The organism is Streptococcus sp. CSL10205-OR2 (assembly GCF_025660655.1).
In the GTDB taxonomy this organism is placed as follows: domain Bacteria; phylum Bacillota; class Bacilli; order Lactobacillales; family Streptococcaceae; genus Streptococcus.
In genome coordinates, this window is the sequence record NZ_JAOTIN010000002.1 from 152,525 (window position 1) to 172,143 (window position 19,619).

Annotated in this window: 18 protein-coding genes; 3 read left to right on the forward strand and 15 right to left on the reverse strand. The window is 32.6% G+C overall.

The annotated features are described in order from the left end of the window. The first annotated feature begins 160 nt into the window (after nucleotides 1-160). Nucleotides 161-1,360, forward strand: coding sequence for a cation diffusion facilitator family transporter (locus N7659_RS02035; RefSeq protein ID WP_263275574.1), 1,200 nt, complete (start codon nucleotides 161-163; stop codon nucleotides 1,358-1,360). 19 nt (nucleotides 1,361-1,379) lie between these two features. Here N7659_RS02035 and N7659_RS02040 read toward each other — a convergent pair whose 3' ends face one another. From N7659_RS02040 to N7659_RS02110, 15 genes are all read right to left on the reverse strand, one after another. Then, nucleotides 1,380-1,712, reverse strand: a complete 333-nt coding sequence (locus N7659_RS02040; RefSeq protein WP_199567453.1) for a zinc ribbon domain-containing protein YjdM — start codon at nucleotides 1,710-1,712, stop codon at nucleotides 1,380-1,382. A gap of 219 nt (nucleotides 1,713-1,931) precedes the next feature. Then, complete coding sequence (locus N7659_RS02045) at nucleotides 1,932-2,912, reverse strand: Imm51 family immunity protein (RefSeq protein ID WP_263275575.1); 981 nt, start codon at nucleotides 2,910-2,912, stop codon at nucleotides 1,932-1,934. Between the two features lie 182 nt (nucleotides 2,913-3,094). After that, the gene (locus N7659_RS02050) at nucleotides 3,095-3,430 is read right to left on the reverse strand and encodes a DUF2185 domain-containing protein (protein ID WP_258511504.1); all 336 of its coding nucleotides are present in this window, start codon (nucleotides 3,428-3,430) and stop codon (nucleotides 3,095-3,097) included. After that, a complete protein-coding gene (locus N7659_RS02055; protein WP_263275576.1) occupies nucleotides 3,423-3,956 on the reverse strand; it encodes an ankyrin repeat domain-containing protein in 534 nt (177 codons plus the stop codon). Before N7659_RS02055 ends, N7659_RS02050 begins: the two co-directional genes overlap by 8 nt. A 188-nt stretch (nucleotides 3,957-4,144) precedes the next feature. Further along, nucleotides 4,145-5,125, reverse strand: a complete 981-nt coding sequence (locus tag N7659_RS02060) for an Imm51 family immunity protein (RefSeq protein ID WP_263275577.1) — start codon at nucleotides 5,123-5,125, stop codon at nucleotides 4,145-4,147. 294 nt (nucleotides 5,126-5,419) lie between these two features. After that, entirely contained in the window at nucleotides 5,420-5,647 is a 228-nt protein-coding gene (locus tag N7659_RS02065; protein WP_263275578.1) for a hypothetical protein, read from the reverse strand. Nucleotides 5,648-5,962: 315 nt separating this feature from the next. After that, a complete protein-coding gene (locus N7659_RS02070) occupies nucleotides 5,963-6,637 on the reverse strand; it encodes a hypothetical protein (RefSeq protein WP_263275579.1) in 675 nt (224 codons plus the stop codon). A 151-nt stretch (nucleotides 6,638-6,788) separates the two neighbouring features. Next, nucleotides 6,789-7,595, reverse strand: coding sequence for a hypothetical protein (locus N7659_RS02075; RefSeq protein WP_263275580.1), 807 nt, complete (start codon nucleotides 7,593-7,595; stop codon nucleotides 6,789-6,791). A gap of 323 nt (nucleotides 7,596-7,918) precedes the next feature. After that, nucleotides 7,919-8,731, reverse strand: a complete 813-nt coding sequence (locus tag N7659_RS02080) for a hypothetical protein (RefSeq protein ID WP_263275581.1) — start codon at nucleotides 8,729-8,731, stop codon at nucleotides 7,919-7,921. Nucleotides 8,732-9,042: 311 nt separating this feature from the next. After that, nucleotides 9,043-9,816: a hypothetical protein gene (locus tag N7659_RS02085; RefSeq protein ID WP_263275582.1), complete on the reverse strand. Its 774-nt coding sequence runs from the start codon at nucleotides 9,814-9,816 to the stop codon at nucleotides 9,043-9,045. 178 nt (nucleotides 9,817-9,994) lie between these two features. Further along, nucleotides 9,995-11,812 carry a glutamine--fructose-6-phosphate transaminase (isomerizing) gene (glmS, locus tag N7659_RS02090; RefSeq protein WP_263275583.1) on the reverse strand — a complete coding sequence of 606 codons (1,818 nt, stop codon included), beginning with the start codon at nucleotides 11,810-11,812 and terminating at the stop codon, nucleotides 9,995-9,997. Nucleotides 11,813-11,970: 158 nt separating this feature from the next. Beyond that, nucleotides 11,971-12,528, reverse strand: a complete 558-nt coding sequence (lepB, locus tag N7659_RS02095; RefSeq protein ID WP_199567455.1) for a signal peptidase I — start codon at nucleotides 12,526-12,528, stop codon at nucleotides 11,971-11,973. Between the two features lie 88 nt (nucleotides 12,529-12,616). Then, complete coding sequence (gene pyk, locus N7659_RS02100; protein ID WP_263275584.1) at nucleotides 12,617-14,119, reverse strand: pyruvate kinase; 1,503 nt, start codon at nucleotides 14,117-14,119, stop codon at nucleotides 12,617-12,619. A gap of 54 nt (nucleotides 14,120-14,173) precedes the next feature. Continuing rightward, nucleotides 14,174-15,184 carry a 6-phosphofructokinase gene (pfkA, locus tag N7659_RS02105; RefSeq protein ID WP_263275585.1) on the reverse strand — a complete coding sequence of 337 codons (1,011 nt, stop codon included), beginning with the start codon at nucleotides 15,182-15,184 and terminating at the stop codon, nucleotides 14,174-14,176. Between the two features lie 81 nt (nucleotides 15,185-15,265). Beyond that, the gene (locus tag N7659_RS02110) at nucleotides 15,266-18,370 is read right to left on the reverse strand and encodes a DNA polymerase III subunit alpha (protein WP_263275586.1); all 3,105 of its coding nucleotides are present in this window, start codon (nucleotides 18,368-18,370) and stop codon (nucleotides 15,266-15,268) included. Nucleotides 18,371-18,542: 172 nt separating this feature from the next. On the opposite strand from N7659_RS02110, the gene N7659_RS02115 reads away from it, so the two are divergent. Further along, nucleotides 18,543-18,908 (forward strand): GntR family transcriptional regulator, encoded by a 366-nt coding sequence (locus tag N7659_RS02115; protein WP_263275587.1) that lies wholly within the window; start codon nucleotides 18,543-18,545, stop codon nucleotides 18,906-18,908. After that, complete coding sequence (locus N7659_RS02120) at nucleotides 18,909-19,607, forward strand: ABC transporter ATP-binding protein (protein WP_263275588.1); 699 nt, start codon at nucleotides 18,909-18,911, stop codon at nucleotides 19,605-19,607. The last annotated feature ends 12 nt before the right edge of the window (nucleotides 19,608-19,619 follow it).

A 19,619-nucleotide genomic window follows, 5' to 3' on the forward strand; every position in this document is an offset into this window, starting at 1 on the left:
TTGATGACAAAAAAAGAGACTATTGGTTAACAAAAATTGTCTAATAAGCTTTAAAAGTCTGATGAGACACCGGTTTAAGTCTCTTGATTTTTCTCATTTTAGTTTTTTATTTACCACAAACATGGTATAATAGCATGATTAAGAAGGAAAGGAGACCGCAATGAACAACCCTTCAGAAAATTTGAAACAAGCTGAAAAAGGACCCATTTTAAGCATTGTCGTTTATCTGCTCTTGTCCTTAGCCAAACTATTAGTCGGTTATCTGATTCATTCCTCATCCTTGATTGCTGATGGCTTTAATAACATGTCTGATATTGTTGGTAATGCTACCTTATTGATTGGCTTACGAATGGCTCGAAAACCTGCTGACAGCGATCACAAGTTTGGTCATTGGAAGATTGAAGATTTGGCTAGCTTGTTGACGTCATTTATCATGTTTATCGTAGGTCTTCAAGTCCTTGTCCAAACCATAGAAATGATGATTGCAAATACCCATACCCCTATTGATCCATTGGGTGCTTTGGTTGGGCTGATTTCTGCTCTTTGTATTTATGCTGTCTATCGTTTCAATCAATCACTGGCTAGAAAGCTCAAATCTGGAGCCCTCATCGCTGCAGCTAAAGATAATTTAACCGATATCGCCACCTCACTTGGAACAACTATTGCGATTGTAGCTAGTCGTATGCAGTTTCCTGTCATAGATAAAATGGTTGCCATTATTATCAGCCTTTTTATCATCAAAACGGCTTTTGAGATTTTTAAATCAAGTGCCTTCAGTCTTTCTGATGGCTTTGATGATAAGCGTCTTGCTGAATATAAAGTGGCTATTTTAAAGATTCCTAAAATTTTATCCGTTAAATCCCAAAGGGGAAGAACTTATGGGAGTAATGTTTACCTTGACTTAGTTTTAGAAATGCATCCCGACTTGTCCGTTTTTGAAAGTCATGCCATTACAGAAGAGGTTGAAACCTTGTTAAAGCAAAAATTTGGGGTTTACGATATTGATATTCATGTGGAGCCAGCAAAAATCCAAGAAGACAGGGACAATGAGCTTCTCTACAAGACACTCTATAAAAACGAAAAATTATTTTTATCAAAAATTCCTGATTATGAAAAGTTATTAGCCGATGACTTTTACATGATTGCAACGAACGGACAATACCTGTCTCTTGATGATTTACAAGCAACAGACGAACATTTCCCAAACAATTTTAAAGCATTTCAACTGATCAGTGTTAGCCCGAAAATCAAATTGGTTACTTACCAGCTTGAAAACAGTTCACATACTAGCCTTTGGCGTCGTCATGAAGAATGGCAATTGATTTTTCATCAAATCACGAAAAAAAACGAGCTCTTTTAAGAGCCGTTTTTTTATAAATTTATATTTTTTTAACAAATTCCGATTTCAACTTCATGGCACCAAAACCATCAATTTTACAGTCGATATTGTGATCACCTTCAACAAGACGAATGTTTTTAACACGTGTGCCTTGTTTAATGTCTTTAGGCGCACCTTTAACTTTTAAATCTTTGATAACAGTGATGGTATCGCCATCTGCTAAACGATTGCCGTTACTGTCTAAGACGACTAAACCTTCTTCAACAGTCTCATCTTCTAAAGACCATTCATAAGCACACTCTGGACAAACCAGTAAGACACCATCTTCGTAAACATATTCTGATTGGCATTTTGGACAATTTGGTAGTGACATTTTTATCTCCTTTACGTCAATTACTACCATTCTACTTTATCTTGGGTGAGATGGCAAGATGATTAGGGGGTTTTACTGCTAGATTGACAAAGAAAAGATTTACCGGTTAAGAAACAACTAGTATTCTCTCAATGCCAATTGGCTATTTTTATTATTAAAATAAAAAACCAAGACTGGATTGAGTCATCTTGGTTTTCAATATTAATTTAGTATAAAATCTTAATCCCAATCTATCTTGTCGTGATTGTTTTTAATGTACTCATAGATAAGTTGAGGGTTTTCTATAAGCTGTTTCAAGTTTTCATATAAGGATTTTAATAGTCTTTCATTTGCTTGTGAATAGGTAAAGACAATGCTTGAAGCTTCTGGATCCATCTCTAAACCGTCTAATAGTTCGGGTGCTATTTCTTGCCAGTAATGGCTCAAAAAGGATTCCCAACCATAACCATTAAGATAAACATCATAAGCATCATCTACTTCTGTTGCAATTGCCCAAACAGTTGGGTCAGAAACGTCAAGAGACACAAAACTTTCATCGGCATCATGGATTAGAAAGTTATCATCAGTACTTGGCTCTAACCCGTCATCACTTAAGGGATAACCTTCCACTAAAGTAGGGTCAATAATTAATTCTCTTTCAACATTTGTTGCAATTCCTGTTAAGGTCGTAATGCCATCTATTCCGAGTATTTGAGGTTCTCGTTCCATTTTTTCACCAGTGACTTTACAAAAATAGTTTCCTCGAAAAGAAATACTATAAAAACCTATGTCTAGTGTTCTTTCTTCTTCGGTTAGAGGGATGTTGGTAAGTGTGTAAAAGTAGCCCCGTTTCCAATAATCTACTGGTACAATAGCTGGGGGAATAAGTAAATTATCATAATCTGGTTGATAATTGCTCATGTTCAAGTCGGTTACTCTATTTTTAAATAAAACAACAAGATGACTGCTTTCCGCAAAAGGATCAAAATCAACTCGATGAATATTAGCTAGGAGTACTTTTCCGTAAAAATACAGACCTTTTCGCGGAGAGAAGAGAAAGACATCTCCAGTTTGAGGAGAAATCTTTGATTTCTCAATGACTTGAAGTTGATGCTTACTTGATTTATTATCATAAAAATCATCAATTTTTCTTTGTGTCTCTTTATCTAACTTAAGATAGCGTTCCTCTATACGATCTGCTATCAAATTGGGAATATTCATTATTGTCTCTTTCTAAATACTTTTGTTTTTCAACTCTTACAGACCATTATAACAGAAAAACACCCTCTATTGAGGATCTTAGTCAGCTTTACTGCTAAAATCATTGTAAGATAGTTAATGCAGCTAATTGACGTTTAGCTTCTCTCACAAAATAATCTGTTAAATTATTCATAAACCAACTACTATTTCAGTATTTCATCAATAGTCGTTTCTTTTTCTGTTTTTAAATCATAAAAGCCAACATGTACATCCTCTTCATACAACCAGCATAAATCGGTTCCATATTTTGCAGGAAAAATCTCTAACATGACTGGTGAAATTGTCTTTATACTTGTTGCCGATAGGATGACAAAATTTTGTGGATTGGACACAAAGGCATCGTCATCTTTTATTGATAATATGGTCCAGCCATTAAGTTCTTTTATTTTTGACTCATTGCGATAAGTATATCTTATTGGGTAACCTAAGAGGACATTATTAGAAACTATAAAACCACCGTATTCAGAGTCATTAATCATTAATTGGTCCTCCTTTTGATGATAATAAATTATTTCTCCAGCTTGTTTCATGAACGTAGTCCAAAACTGACTTGCCTTGTAGATTTTTAATGGTAATATCTGAACCTTTATTAAGTAGTAGAAGATATAGCGGCATTGCTTCTTCAGTGGAAAGTTTTAGTACAGTAATAGCATAAATCATTGGAATATTCCCAAACCTATCAATTTGATTGACATTAACCCCAGATTTGAGTAAAAGCGTTACAACTTTAATAGCATAAGAAATATCAGGACGCCAATTAGCTTTGTATTGAAAAAAATTATGTAAGGCATTTCTTTTATTTCTGTCTAAAAAATTAACATCTATACCTTCTTTTATTAAAAATTCTATCATTCTTAATTTTTCATTTAACTTACTATTACTTGTTAATGTCATATTTAAAAGATTTATATTGACATCAGACACTTGGTTAATATGGCCGTCATAAAAAGACATAAATTCATCAAATGTTCCTTCTTGAACAGCATCAAAAATATCTAAAATCATTTTTTCTCCTTTTACTCATATTTATGACTTCTGTTAGCACTAGTGCTTCTATTCTATAGTTTTTTGGATCTGGCTAAAATGATTTCAACTCATCTAAAGTTATTTCTCCATTTTGTAAAACATACTATTTCAGTATAACACAAAAGCTAAGACTGCTTAAAGTAATCTTAGCTTTTTTCTGTATAATCCTAGTCCCAATCAATCTTGTCATGATTGTTTTTAATGTACTCAGATATAAAATGAGGATTTTCTATAAGCTTTTTCAAGTTTTCATATAAGGATTTTAATAGTGTTTCATTCGCTGGTGAATAGAAAAAGACAATGCTTGAAGCTTCTGGATCTATCTCTAAACCGTCTAATAGTTCGGGTGCTGTTTCTTGCCAGTAATGGCTCAAAAAGACTTCCCAACCATAACCATTAAGGTAAACATCATAAGTATCATCTACTTCTGTAGCAATTGCCCAAACAGTTGGGTCAGAAACGTCAAGAGACACAAAACTTTCATCAGCATCATAGATTAGAAAGGTATCATCTGTACTTGGATTTAACTCATCTTCACTTAAGGGATAACCCTCAACTAAAGTAGGGTCAATAATTAACTCTCGTTCCACCTCTGAAGCAATTCCTGTCAGAGTCGTAATACCATGTAATCCTAAAATTTTTGGTTCTCTTACCATCTTCTCTCCAGTGACTTTACAAAAATAGTTTTTAGGAAAAGAAAGCCTGTAAAAACCTATGTCTAATCCTTTTTCTTCTTCGGTTAGAGGAATGTTGGTAAGCGTATAAAAGTAACCCCGTTTCCAATAATCTACTGGTACAATCTCCGGAGAAATGAGTAAATCATTATAATCTGGACGATAATTATCCATACTCAAGTCAGTCACACGACTCTTAAACAATACAACCATGTGATTACCTTCTATAAAGGAATCAGGAATTTTACGATGAATATTAGCTAGGAGTACTTTTCCGTAAAAATACAGGCCTTTTCGAGGAGAGAAGAGAAAGACATCTCCAGTTTGGGGAGAAATCTTTGATTTCTCAATGACTTGTAGTTGATAAGAATCCGCTCTATTTTTATAGAAATCATCTAATTTTCTTTGTGTCTCTTTATCTAATTGAAGATAACGTTTCCTTCTACGATCTGCTATCAAATTGGGATTATTCATTATTGTCTCTTTCTAAATGCTTTAGTTATTTAACTCTTACAGACCATTATAACAGAAAAACACCCTCAAATGAGGGCATTTACTGATTTTATTATAAACTCTTTAAATTCTTTTTAGCTTCTTGAGCGATCTTTTTTGTCTTACGTTGTTCGGTGAATTTTATTTTTCAATGTTAATTCTTAACATCGTAAAAATAATGGTTAAATAGTTTATAAAAGAAATTATTTAGTAAAAGTACCTCAACATGGTGAGTATAAACTGATGTATCAATAAAAAATAGAGAAATATATTGCTTTATTTTTTTATTAATTTTAAACCCAATAAAAAAATCCAATTTAAAATAAATATCATAAGTAAGTTTCTAGATAGCAAATAATATTCTATTATATCCCCATCAGGTAAAAAAATAGACCTATCATTTAAAATGGCATAAGCACTAATAAAAGCTGAAGCAATTAATAACACACCAATAATTTTCACTATATAATCCTTATAGTCTTTATAATCTTTATAATCCTTCATAGCAATACTCCTTATACTTTTGAAAATATTATACACTAAAAATAACCAAAAAAATACTTTTTTTGTTATTTTTCAGGCTCTATTTCAAATTATTTCATTCTGTTTCCTTCTATTATTTAAAACATAAAAACTTATTTTTTGCTAAAATCACTTTATATTTCATTCTATTATAACAGAAAAACACCCTTAAATGAGGGTGTTTACTGAATTAATGAGAATTCTTTAAATTCTTTTTTGCTTCTTGAACGATAAAAAGTTCTGGATTTTCATTTGATAGTATTTCAAAAATACTTTTAGCTTTATCCATTTCATTTTTTAATTGATAATTTTTGCCTTGTAAAAATCACTCATTAGCCGAGCTAATTTTGATGTCGGTTGGTAGCTTTCAAAAAACGAATTCTCTTTTTGATGATAAATAATATCCTCAACGGCAAAAATATACAATAGTGAGTTTTTATACTGTTTAGAGCCAGAGGCAATATCTATTAATTCTTCTTTTAAAGAGCTTATTTTTTCACTATCCTTCTGATTATTTTTAAAACACAATGTTTGAAAAAGATAAATTGATAAAATAATTTTTTCTTTATTGTTCAGTGAATAATTCAAAAGAAGTCTGTGTATCTCATCCTCAACAAAATTAAAATTTCCTTTATAGAAGCTCACCTGAATTTGTGATGTCATTAAAAATATCTTAGTTCTTTTTTTATGGTATTTTTTATGATTTATTTGATAATATTTTTGAAATATCTCAGAATCTAATGTTTCATTCAACAAACTATTAATGGCATTTGAAGTCAAAAAAACAATAGTATAAGAAATCAATATAATAAAAATAGCAATCATTAAAGAAAGATTTTGTGGGACTTTACTTTGTGTTATCATTAAAATCACAATAACAAATAGACCAATAATTAATAGACCAATTGGTACCGTATTTCTAATATGCCATAAAGTATTTATTGACAGTTGATTAAGTTTTCTTTTTTTCATTCTATTTCCTTCTATTGTTTAAAGCATTAAAACTTAACACTATCATCAATAAGATAGTTAAAGATCCAAGAATATTTCTAAAAAAATACAAAGATGATGCTGATAAATGTGATAATTTTTCTTTTAATAAATGCATTCCTAATAACACTTTCTAGTTGGTCACTGCAGCTAATTGATATTTAGCTTCTCTCACAAAATAAAAGTCAGAACTTCCTTTGGCAAGTTCGCCAAAATATTTCTTGGCACTCTTGTTATCTCCCATAAGCTTAGCATTTAAGCCACTACAATAGAGCTTAAAATAATCAGAAAGAATTCCTTCTTCTGGTCTATCATCGAAAAAATGATTCTCTTTTTCTAACAACAATAAGTCTCTAAATGTTTCTAGAAATGTTAAATAGCGATTTTTTAATAGTGTTACTTTTTTATTGCCTTCTATGTTCAATAAGTTTTGGTAATAAATTTCAAACTGTACAGACTCTCCTAACAATAAATAGTTAAAAGCAAGGAGGAAGGATTTTTCAATAGCCATTGCTTTCCTAGACAATCTGGGAAAAGTGTCAATGGTTATTTTGTCCAAAAAAGCAATAGACTCCCTGAAATTTCCTTCATGAAAAGTTAAAATAGCGAAGTTTAAATAAGACTCTGCTCGTAAGACTTTATGGATTTTCCAGTTTTTTAAAGAACTTTGTTTCGCTTCAAGAAAGGCACGATATTTTTTTAAGTCTTTTTCTTTATGTAAAATGTATCTTAAGGCTTTATTGATTGAATCAATCAAAATAATAGAAAAAATTGCAAATACAATAGAAAGTAAAAGAATAATATTAGCATAATCTGAAAATTGAACCAAGAAAGCAATCGTAAACAATAATGCCGCTAGAAATAAAAAGCCAGTGTGTACAAATTTACTTAGTTTTTCAAACTCCTTACTCGACATTTTTAAAATATGTTGTTTAAACATTTAAACTCCTTCTATTTTTTAATTTGCAAAGATTAGAAATAATGGTTCTTTGTAATTTCCAATTTTAGTTTCTTACCAATTTTCCCACTGGGCAACCACTTTGACATTGCCATAATCATTGGATCTGACTGAAATGATTTCAACTCATGTCAGTTTCTACCTTTTTATCAAAGCAGAAATAACGTTTCCTTCTACGATCTGCTATCAAATTGGGAATATTCATTATTGTCTCTTTCTAAAAGCTTTAGTTATTTAACTCTTACAGACCATTATAACAGAAAAATACCCTCTAATGAGGGTATTAGTCATCTTTACTGCTAAAATCATTGTAAGATAGTCAGTTCAGCTAATTGACGTTTAGCTTCTCTCACAAAATAAAAGTCTGAACTTTCTTTAGCAAGTTCGCCAAAATATTTCTTGGCACTCTCGCTATCCTCCATAAGTTTGGCATTTAAGCCACTACAATAGAGCTTAAAATAATCAGAAAGATTTCCTTCTTCTGGTCTATCATCGAAAAAATGATTCTCTTTTTCTAACAACAGTAAGTCTCTAAATGTTTCTAAAAATGTTAAATAGCGATTTTTTAATACTGTTACTTTTTTATTGCCTTCTATGTTCAATAAGTTTTGGTAATAAATTTCAAACTGTACAGACTCTCCTAACAATAAATGGTTAAAAGCAAGGAGGAAGAATTTTTCAATAGCCATTGCTTTCCTAGACAATCTGGGAAAAGTGTCAATGGTTATTTTGTCCAAAAAAGCAATAGACTCCCTGAAATTTCCTTCATAAAAAGTTAAAATAGCGAAGTTTAAATAAGACTGTGCTCGTAAAACTTTATGGATTTTCCAGTTTTTTAAAGAACTTTGTTTCGCTTCAAGAAAGGCACGATATTTTTTTAAATCTTTTTCTCCATGTAAAATGTATCTCAAGGCTTTTTTAACAGACTGGATTATGTCAAATGCTATGATTAAATAAATAACACCTAGCAAAAGAAAAATATGATAATAAATAGTTTGTTGGTATATAATTGTTCTAAAAATTATTAATAGATTAATATAAATTGCATAAACATGTACAAACTTACTTAGTTTTTCAAATTCCCTACTCGACATTTTTAAAATGCGTTGTTTAAACATTTAAACTCCTTCTAATTTTAATTTGCAAAGATTAGAAATATTGGTACTTTAGTAATTTCCAATTTTAATTTCTTACCAATTTTCCCACTGGGTAATAACTTTGACATTGCCATAATCATTGGATCTGACTGAAATGATTTCAACTCATGTTAGTTTCTACCTTTTTATCAAAGCAGAAATAACGTTTCCTCTATACGATCTGCTATTAAATTAGGATTATTCATTATTGTCTCTTTCTAAATACTTTTGTTTTTCAACTCTTACAGTCCATTATAACAGAAAAACACCCTCAAATGAGGATGTTTACTGAATTAATGAGAATTCTTTAAATTCTTTCTTGCTTCTTGAACGATAAAAAGTTCTGGATTTTCATTCGATAGCATTTCAAAAATACTTTTTGCTTTATCCATTTCATTTTTTAATTGATAATTTTTTGCCTTGTAAAAATCACTCATTAGTAGAGCTAATTTTGTTGTCGGTTGGTAGCTTTCAAAAAATGAATTCTCTTTTTGATGATAGATAATATCCTCAACTGCAAAAATATACGATAGTGAGTTTTGATACTGTTTAGAGCGAGAGGCAAGTCTTACTAATTCTTCCCTTAAAGAGATAATTTTTTCACTATCCTTCTGACTATTTTTAAAACACAATGTTTGAAAAAGATAAATTTTTAAAGCTATTACATCTTTTTTCTTAAGAAATTGATGCGTAAAAATAATATTAATTTTTTCTTCTGCTAATAAAAAATTACCTTTGTAAAAACATACGATAGCATCAGCAATCTTAAATTGTATTTTTGAGTGATTAGACTCTGATAATGCTCTATGAAACTTTAAATAATCATCAAAATTTATATTTTGATAGAGATAGTTTACTCCCAACTGGTTTACTTTTAAAGCGAACGATATTCCTAAAACATTAAATCCTATTATCAAAAGAATAAGATAATTGGCTAAAGAAGGATAATTTTTTTGAATATCTGTCTTAAAGATTAACATTAGAATTGACAAAGACAATCCTACAAAAAATAAGTAAAGTCTTATTTTTAATAATTTTTCAGGTTCTATTTCCAAGATTTTTTTCATTTTTCTTCCTTCTATTATTTAAAACATTAACACTTAGTTTTTTTCTAAAATTCCTTTATATTTCATTCCATTATAACAGAAAAACACCCTCATTAGAGTGTTCTGTATTTTAACTAATGAAATCTTTATCGTTTCTTTAGTTTATTAAAAAATTGATTTTCCAGTGAAAAATACTTGGCTATTCAACGGTCACTGATTTGGCAAGATTTCGTGGCTTATCAACATCTAGTCCTCTTTGGAGTGAGGCATAGTAGGCGATCAGTTGGGTTGGAACAACCATGCCAATGCTTGAAAGGTAAGGGTGAACTGCCATGACAACAATATCATCTGAGTCATTGTTTGCTCCTTCTTCAACAATGGTTAAAACGGATGCACCTCTTGCAATAACTTCTGAGATATTCCCTCTTGTATGTGATAAGACAGCTTTATTGTTTGATAATAGGGCAATCACAGGTGTTCCGTCTTCGATGAGAGAGATGGTACCGTGTTTCAACTCACCTGCAGCAAAGCCTTCACACTGAATATAGGAAATTTCCTTTAGCTTTAAACTTGCTTCCATAGCAACATAGTAATCATTAGAACGTCCGATATAAAAAGCATTTCGTGTCGTTTCTAATAAGGCTTGGGTTTTCTTTTCAATCACTTCTTTTTGTGAAAGAGTTGCTTCAATGGATTGCGCCACAATCGATAATTCTTTAATCAAATCAAAATCTAGAGATTTTGGATTTCCTATCTTATCACCCACTGCCTTAGCAAGAAAGGCTAGCGTTGCAATCTGTGCCGTATAAGCTTTTGTGGAAGCCACAGCAATCTCAGGCCCTGCATGGATTAACATGGTATAGTTGGCTTCGCGTGACAAGGTTGAGCCAGCAACATTTGTGATGGTTAAGCTTGGAATACCAAGTTCGTTAGCCTTAACAAGCACTTGTCGACTATCAGCGGTTTCCCCTGACTGACTTAGAAGAATCACCATTGGTTTTTCACTCATTAACGGCAAATCATAACCCCACTCGGATGCAATCCCCAATTCAACAGGTGTCTGGGTTAACTGTTCTAAAAATTGTTTAGCCGCATAACCCGCATGATAGGATGTTCCAGCAGCAATAATATAAAGACGATCAGAGGCTTTAACGGCATCAATAATAGAATCATCCACAACGATTTCTTGCTTATCATTACTGTAGGTTTTGATAAGACGACGCATAACGCTTGGCTGTTCATCAATTTCTTTTAGCATGTAGTAAGGATAAGTCCCTTTACCGATATCTGATAAATCAAGGCTTGCTGTGTAGCTTTCTCTTTCAACAATATTGCCACCAAAATCTTCAATACTAATACTGTCTTTTTTGACCGTTACGATTTCCTTGTCGTGAACTTCCATAAATTCACTTGTCTCACGAATCATCGCCATCGCGTCTGAGCAGACCATGTTATAGCCATCTCCCAAGCCGATAAGTAGGGGCGATTTATTTTTTGCCACATAAATGGTATCGGATTTTTTGCTATCAATTAAGGCGAAGGCATAAGAGCCTTCAATAATCGTTAAAGCTTTTTTAAAGGCTTCAAAGGTTGTTAGGGAGTCTTCTTTGGCTAACTGCTCAATGAGATGAACAACAATCTCAGTATCTGTGCTACCTAAAAAATTATGATTAGCTAGATAAGTCTCTTTAATCTCAAGATAGTTTTCAATCACACCATTATGCACTAAGGTCAGTTCTTTAGTTGACGATTGGTGAGGGTGGGCATTCTCAACACTAGGTTTACCGTGAGTCGCCCATCTCGTATGACCAATGCCGATATCACCAGCTAGATCAATCCCTATTTTTTCTCTCAAATCAGCTATTTTACCAACAGCTTTAATTAACTTAGCTGATTTTTTGCCATCTACCAGGAAAATACCCGATGAATCATAGCCTCTATACTCTAGTTTTTCTAAGCCTTGCATTAAAATATCTTTGGCATTTCTGTTGCCAACAACACCTACTATTCCGCACATATATTCATTGGTGGTAACTGGTTACCACACTCTCCTTAAAATTGGTATAGTCTACTTTATTTCAATATAATCGACTTATATAAGTATATTACATGAATTATTAAATGTCAAAGGAATAATTGGTATAGTCTAATTGCAATAAAAAAATGAATAGTTGCCTATTCATTTTCGATAAATCCAAACTGATCTAAAGGAAGAATACGGAAGTTCACTACTCCTTTAATTTGTTTTTGACTAATAAGCCCAAACTCTCTACTATCATTTGTGTTTTGCCTGTTATCATTTAAAACTAAAAAATAACCTTTAGGAATTTTGGTAATATTTGACTGAGTCAAGGTTTCAAGAGTAAAGTCTGAGGTGAAGTAAGCATCAAAGCCATGCGTATCTTGATAATCTGTTCTAAGATTATCAATGTATGGTTCTTCTTCAATCATGGCGTTGAGATAAAAAATATCATCCATAAATGTAACAGAATCACCAGGTATTGCAACAACACGCCCAACATATTCTTTTTTATCAACCTTGTAGACTACAAAATCTTTAAACGTTGGCTTAGTTGTTGTTTGTACAGTTACAAGGTCTCCTTCATTCAGAAAATTATTGGCCTCACTCTTTGAAATTTCATGTGTTGAAAAAACGAAGAGACGTAGTATTAAAACAAGAACGATGCCACTAATGATTAAAAAAATATTTCTAATAAAATCGCGTTTAACCATGGTCTCTCCTTTATTATTCTTTCTTTTATTATACCATGTTTTTTAGGATAAAAAAAGATAGCTTTTAAAAAGCTATCCTGTTTTTTTATTATTTTACGGTACGAATTCTCATTGTATTTGTGCCACCTGTACCAACTGGAACACCAGCAACAATAACAATATTATCACCTGATTCAACAAGACCTGATGAAAGAGCAACTTGTTCAGCAACTTCAAACATATCATCGGTTGAGTCTGGTCTATCAGCTACTACAGGAATAACTCCCCAGTTAACCATCAATGATTTTTGAATTTTTTCATCAAAAGTAACAGCAAGGATGTCAGATTCTGGACGATATTTAGAAATTAGACGTGCTGTGTTACCTGTTTCAGTAATAGTGACGACTAATTTAATATCCATTGAACGAGTAGCATCTTTAACTGCAGAAGCCACTACTTCTGTTTTATTTGAACGCTCAAAATTATCAGAATTTAATCGACCATACTCACTAAGAAGTGTTTGAGCATTTTTGTCGATAGTGGCCATTGTTCTAACAGATTCCACAGGGTATTTACCATTAGCAGATTCACCTGAAAGCATTGTTGCATCAGTCCCATCAATGACAGCATTGAAAACATCAGAAACTTCAGAACGCGTAGCACGAGGTTTTTCAGTCATAGTTTCTAGCATATTGGTTGCTGTGATAACAGCCTTACCTGCTGCGTTTGTTTTGGTGATAATCATTTTTTGATAGACAGGTACCATTTCAAATGGCACTTCAATACCCATATCACCACGAGCAATCATGATACCATCAGCAGCATCGATAATTTCATCAATATTATCAATCCCTTGTTGGTTTTCTATTTTAGCAAAAAGTTTAACATGATCATTGCCTGTTTCACGAGTAATGGCACGAACTTCTTCAACGTCTTTTGCAGTACGAACAAATGAAATAGCAATAAAGTTAAGACCTTGTTCTAAACCAAAACGAATATCAGCATTATCTCTTTCTGCTAAAGCTGGGAAAGGAATTTTGGTGTTTGGAATATTAACACCTTTTTGTTTAGCAATGACACCATCATTTTCGACAAGAACTTCTAATTCATGATTAGCATGATCTTTTGAAATAATTCTTAGACCAACTTTACCATCATCAATAAGAATTTGTTGACCTTTTTCTACATGATCAAAGATATCAAGTTTACCAGCAACGCTTAAAGCAATTTTATCTCTTGTTGATTGTAAGCCTTGTTTTGTTGCTACTCTAATCTTATCACCTGTTTGATAAGTGTATTCTTTAGCATCGTCTTCAAAAAGCTCTGTTCTCATCTCAGGGCCTTTGGTATCTAGTAAGAAACCAACTTTCTGATTTGCAAGCTCTTCTGCAAGACGAACTGTTGCCATACGATCACCTTGCTCTTTGTGGTCACCATGTGAAAAATTAAAGCGAAAGACATTTGCGCCAGCCTTAATGAGTTCAGCAATATTTTGCGCTGATTGTTCTACATCAAGCTCTCCACTCCAATAACCATCTTCACCATATTTTTTCCCACCTCGAATTTCGACAGCTGGGCCAAGTGTGGCAACAATTTTTACACGTTTATTCATTCTTGAAAAACTCCTTTATTTCTTACATAATATTAATCTATTTAGATAGACACTTTATTGAGCTAATACACGATTTAAGACCGCAAAATCTAAACGTGCTTTATGAGGATTATTGACAATAATTTTTCCTTTATCATCAAGACTAAATAAGGCACCTTCTTCAGCAGTTCCTAGAATAGGGCTTTCCACTAGATTTTCATTTTGAATACCAATGGCATAGCCACCTTTTCCTTCTTTTAATAGCTCAACTGCTCTTGCTCCCATCCAGCTTGCTAAAACTCTATCACGTGGACTTGGTGAACCACCGCGAAGGATGTGACCTAAATTAGTAACCCTCAAATCATTGGTATTTCCAGCATCTTTTAGTTTAGCAGCAAATTCATCACCACTCATAACACCTTCAGCAAGAACAATAATATGATGATTTTTACCGTTGGCAAATCCTTGATTAATCTTTTGGACAACTTGATGGATATCATAGTCTTCTTCAGGAACAATAATTTGATCGGCACCTGAGGCAATTCCAGCCCAAAGAGCGATATCCCCTGCATTTCTACCCATCACTTCAACAATAAATGTTCTCTTATGACTAGATGATGTATCACGAAGTTTATCAAGTGCTGATGTCGCTGTGCTAACTGCAGTGTCAAAACCAATAGTATAGTCTGTCCCAACAATATCGTTATCAATCGTTCCAGGAATACCTACTGCAGGAAAACCATGCTCTGTTAAGCGCATTGCTCCGTGGTAAGAACCATCTCCACCAATAACAACAACACCTTCAATACCATGTTTTTTAAGTTGGTTAATACCAGCTAGTTGACCCTCAAGTTTACTAAACTCTGGATATCTTGCTGAGAATAAGAAGGTTCCACCTCGTGAAATCTTATCACCAACCGCTCTTGAATCTAATGGGAAAATATCCCCTGCAACCATACCAGCATAGCCATAATTAATACCAAAAACTTCCATACCTTCTGAAATTGCTTTACGAACAACTGCGCGAACAGCAGCATTCATCCCAGGAGAGTCTCCTCCACTGGTTAAAACAGCAATACGTTTCATTATTTTCAGTGCTCCTTTTTTATTTTTAACATTCCCATTATAGCATAATCTCATGTAAAAATCTTGATATTCGGGCTTATTTCAACGAAAAACCGTTTTCAAGACATAGGGATTTAGGAGGTCAATTAACTTTTCATCTTTTGCGACAAAGTATTTTTGACTTTGTAAAGTCTCTTTTGATTCTTTGTAATGAATAACTACTGGCAAAGAACCAGGAAATTGTTTTAAAATTTTTGTAATTTGAAAATCATTATCATGATTTGAAACCAGTAACCAACATTTTTCATCTGTGGGAATAATCAGTGTATCAAGAAGCATTTGCAACTGTTGATTTCGATACTGAATTTTTCCTCGAAAAAGATAAAATTGACCTTGTGTGAGAATGTTTTGATATTTTTTATAGGTTTCTGGAAATAAAGTAATATCTAATTTTTTATTAGTGTCAGAAACTGTTAAAAAGACCATTTCTTCACCAGTTGTTTTAGTTCTAATGACTTTAATCTTTTCAATTTCAGCAAGAACTGTCATTGAACGGCCTTCAACTAATTTTGAAAAAGGTGTGAATTGTCCCTTTCTTTTTTCCATCTCTTCAACAAGAGGATGTGGACTAATACCAAAACCAATAATATCTTTTTCTAGTTGATATTTTTCTGCATTTGTATAATCTAATTCATCCAACCACTGATAAGAATTCTCAGAAAAAAGACTACCAAGTTCACTCACAAAAATCAATAGTGGTTCTAAATTCTTTTGAACTTTTTTCCTATTTTCTTCAAAATTATCAAACAAACCAAGTAGGACTAAAGACTCTATAAATTTTTTATCTTGGTATTTTTCAGGTAAACGTGTCAGAAAATCTTCAGTATTTTGATAGGGTTGATTATTGACAATCCAAAAAGCCAGCTCTTTTGGTAATTCTTTAATATGTTTTATACCTATAAAAATATTATTATTAACAACCTTATCATAGTAAGAGACGTTATTAATTGATAATTTTTCAACCTTAAAACCATTATCAATAGCATCACTGATATAATGACTTCCTGAGTAGTTAAGCATTATATCATAAAAGATATTAGGATAATGGGCTTTAAAATAAGCTAACTGAAATGCTAAGGCGGAGTATGCATAAGCATGGCTTCGATTAAAACCATAGCCAGCAAATTTTGCCATCATATCAAAAAGAAGAGAGGCAGTTTCTTCTTGTCTACCTTGTTGTTTAGCACCATCTAAAAACTGTGAACGCATCACGTTCATTTGTTCACGATTTTTCTTTGACATGGCTCTACGCAGTAAGTCTGCCTTACCAAGGGAAAAGCCAGCGTATACCTGTGCAATCGTCATTACTTGCTCTTGATAAAGCATGATACCATAGGTTGGCTCTAATATTGGTGCAATTACCGGATCAATCAAATCGATGGCTTCTTTTTTAAATTTTCTCTTGATAAAGTTGTCGATGTAATCACTGGCACCAGGTCGATTTAGACTTGTTGTAGCCACTATTTCTTCAAAACGAGATGGTTTTATTTGTTTTAGCAGGTTGATAGCTCCTGCTGCTTCAAATTGGAAAATACCTGCAGTTTTCCCTTGTGCAAATAAAGCTAGTGTTTTTTCATCTTCTAAATTAATGGCTTTGATATCAATCAAAATCCCTTGTTCTTTTAATAACTTTTCTTTCATTTTTTGAACAAGTGTTAGATTTCTTAAACCTAGAAAATCCATTTTTAATAAGCCATTTGCTTCAACAGCTTGAGCGTCATATTGTGTAATCATCATATCTTCACCTGGTTTCAAAGGGATATGATTAGTCAGATTATCATCGCTTAAAACAACTCCTGCCGCATGAATGGACGTTTGTCTAGGTTGACCTTCAATTTTTTTAGCAATGGCAAATGCTTTTTGAAATTCTAATTTGCTTGTTATTATTTGTCTAAAATGAGCATTTTTTTCATAAGTGCTTGTTAGGGTCTCCTGAAAAGCAATACGTTTTGTTAAAGCTCCTAATTCGTACTCTGTTGCCCCGAAACGCTTAAAGACATCTCGAATCACTTGTTTAGCTCCAAATGTTGAAAATGTCACAATTTGAGCAGCATGCTCGCTCCCATAGCGGTCTCTCACATAATGAAGAAATTCAGAACGATAGATATCTGGTAAATCGATATCAATATCAGGCATACTATAGCGTTCTTTATTTAAAAAACGCTCAAACAAGAGATTATTTTTAACGGGATCAATCCCCGTAATATCAAGCAGATAAGCCACAAGACTTCCCGCCGCAGAACCTCTTCCCATTCCCATATAGTAGCCTTTACTATGGCCAAATCGAATCAAATCCCAGACAATAAGAAAATAATCATCAAAACCCATGTCGTGAATGATAGAAAGTTCTGTTTCTAGACGCTTGATGTAGACATCCTCATTTAGATTTTTCGTATTTAAAGATTGATAAGTTTTTTCTCGTAATTCAATACTCGCATCTTTGTGACGATTAAATCGTGGTAATTTTAATGATGAATTAAATTGATAAGAAATACTTCCCACCAAAACTTCAAGATTCTCTAATGCTTTAGGAAATCTCTCTTCAAATAATTTTGTCATTGTTGAAGCATCATAGAACATTTGATTGCCTTCAATGGGTTTTGTTTCTTTTAGTGACACGTTATCTTTAATAGCATGCAGGACTTGAAGAACTTCTTTATCCTGATTTTCAAAATAGCGTACAGTGTGTAGGGGAAGAATTGGTTTATGAAATGTTTTAATAGGTGAATTCAAACCAACACCAATATAGTAGTCAAAAGAAAAAGATAATTCTTCAATGCCATTAAAATAAGGGATGATAATGATTAATTCTTCAAAATAATCATTATTTTGTAAAATATTCTTTTCCCCTTTCATCAATTCAGTGGATAATTTCAACAAATGACGATAACCAACATTGTTTTTAGCAATGAGATGTATCTTTATTTCTTGATGGTCTAAAAGAATTGACGTTTCTAGCCCCAAAATGGGTTTCAGATTATTTTGATGACATTTATTAATAAAATGATAGGCAGCGTATAGATTATCCTTATCCATAATTCCTAGATAAGAATAGCCCATGTTCTTAGCGGATTGAATATAGCCATCCAAGTCAATGAGACTGTCCATAAATGAATAAACAGTTTTTGTGTCTAGTTGAACAAACATCGCCTCTCCTTTCCCTTTTTAACAGCAACTTCTCTTTTATTATTATACTATGAAATGGTAAAAGAAAGCCAATTCTTTTTTTAAATCTTTTTAGGTTATTTTTCTTGACAATAAACTGTTTTTTCTGTATTATTAAAATAGTACAAAAATAATATACCGAAAGGAGACTCGGATGGCTTGGAAATTTGATGAAAAATCTCCCATTTATGTTCAGATTGCCCAACGGGTTAAAATGAGGATTATTAGCCAAGATATTAAAAGTGGTGAACAATTACCAACGGTAAGAGAATTTGCCGAAGAAGCTGGCGTTAATCCAAACACCATGCAGCGGGCTTTTATAGAACTCGAACGTGATGGAATGGTTTATTCCCAGCGGACATCTGGTAGATTTGTGACTGACGATAAAGAACTTATCGAACAAAAACGTCACGAACTTGCTGAAGAAGAAATAAAAACGTTTATTAATCACATGAAAAAAATTGGATTTAATAATGAACAAATGATAGAAGAATTAAAGAATTGCTTAGGAGAAAGTTAAATGACAGATTTACTACAATTACATCATGTCTCAAAAAATTATGGTAACTTTAATGCCTTAGACGATATTACCTTAAGTTTACCAGCCGGAAAAATTATTGGTCTTCTAGGACCAAACGGCAGCGGAAAAACAACTCTTATAAAACTGATTAATGGGCTCCTTCAACCAACAAATGGTGATATTGTTATCGATGGCTTTAGACCATCAGTGGAAACCAAAAAAATTATTTCTTATCTGCCTGACACCACTTATCTACAAGATAATATGAAAGTTGAAGATCTTTTAGTTCTCTTCAAAGATTTTTATGAAGATTTTGATGATAAGCGTGCGATGACTCTTTTAAATGATTTAAATATCTCACTTGATCAGAAATTGAAAAACCTCTCAAAAGGGAACAAGGAAAAGGTCCAACTTATTTTAGTAATGAGTCGTAAAGCCAAACTATATATTCTTGATGAACCTATTGGTGGGGTTGATCCTGCTGCTAGAGACTATATTTTAAAGACCATTATTAACAATTATTCTGAAGAAGCTTCTGTCATCATTTCGACACATCTCATTGCTGATATTGAACCAATATTAGATGAAGTTGTCTTTATCCAAAATGGTAACATTGTTCTTCAAGGAAATGCTGATGATTTAAGAGAAGAACATGGTCAGTCAATTGATGCTATTTTCAGAGAAACGTTTAAGGCTTAAAGGAGAATAACA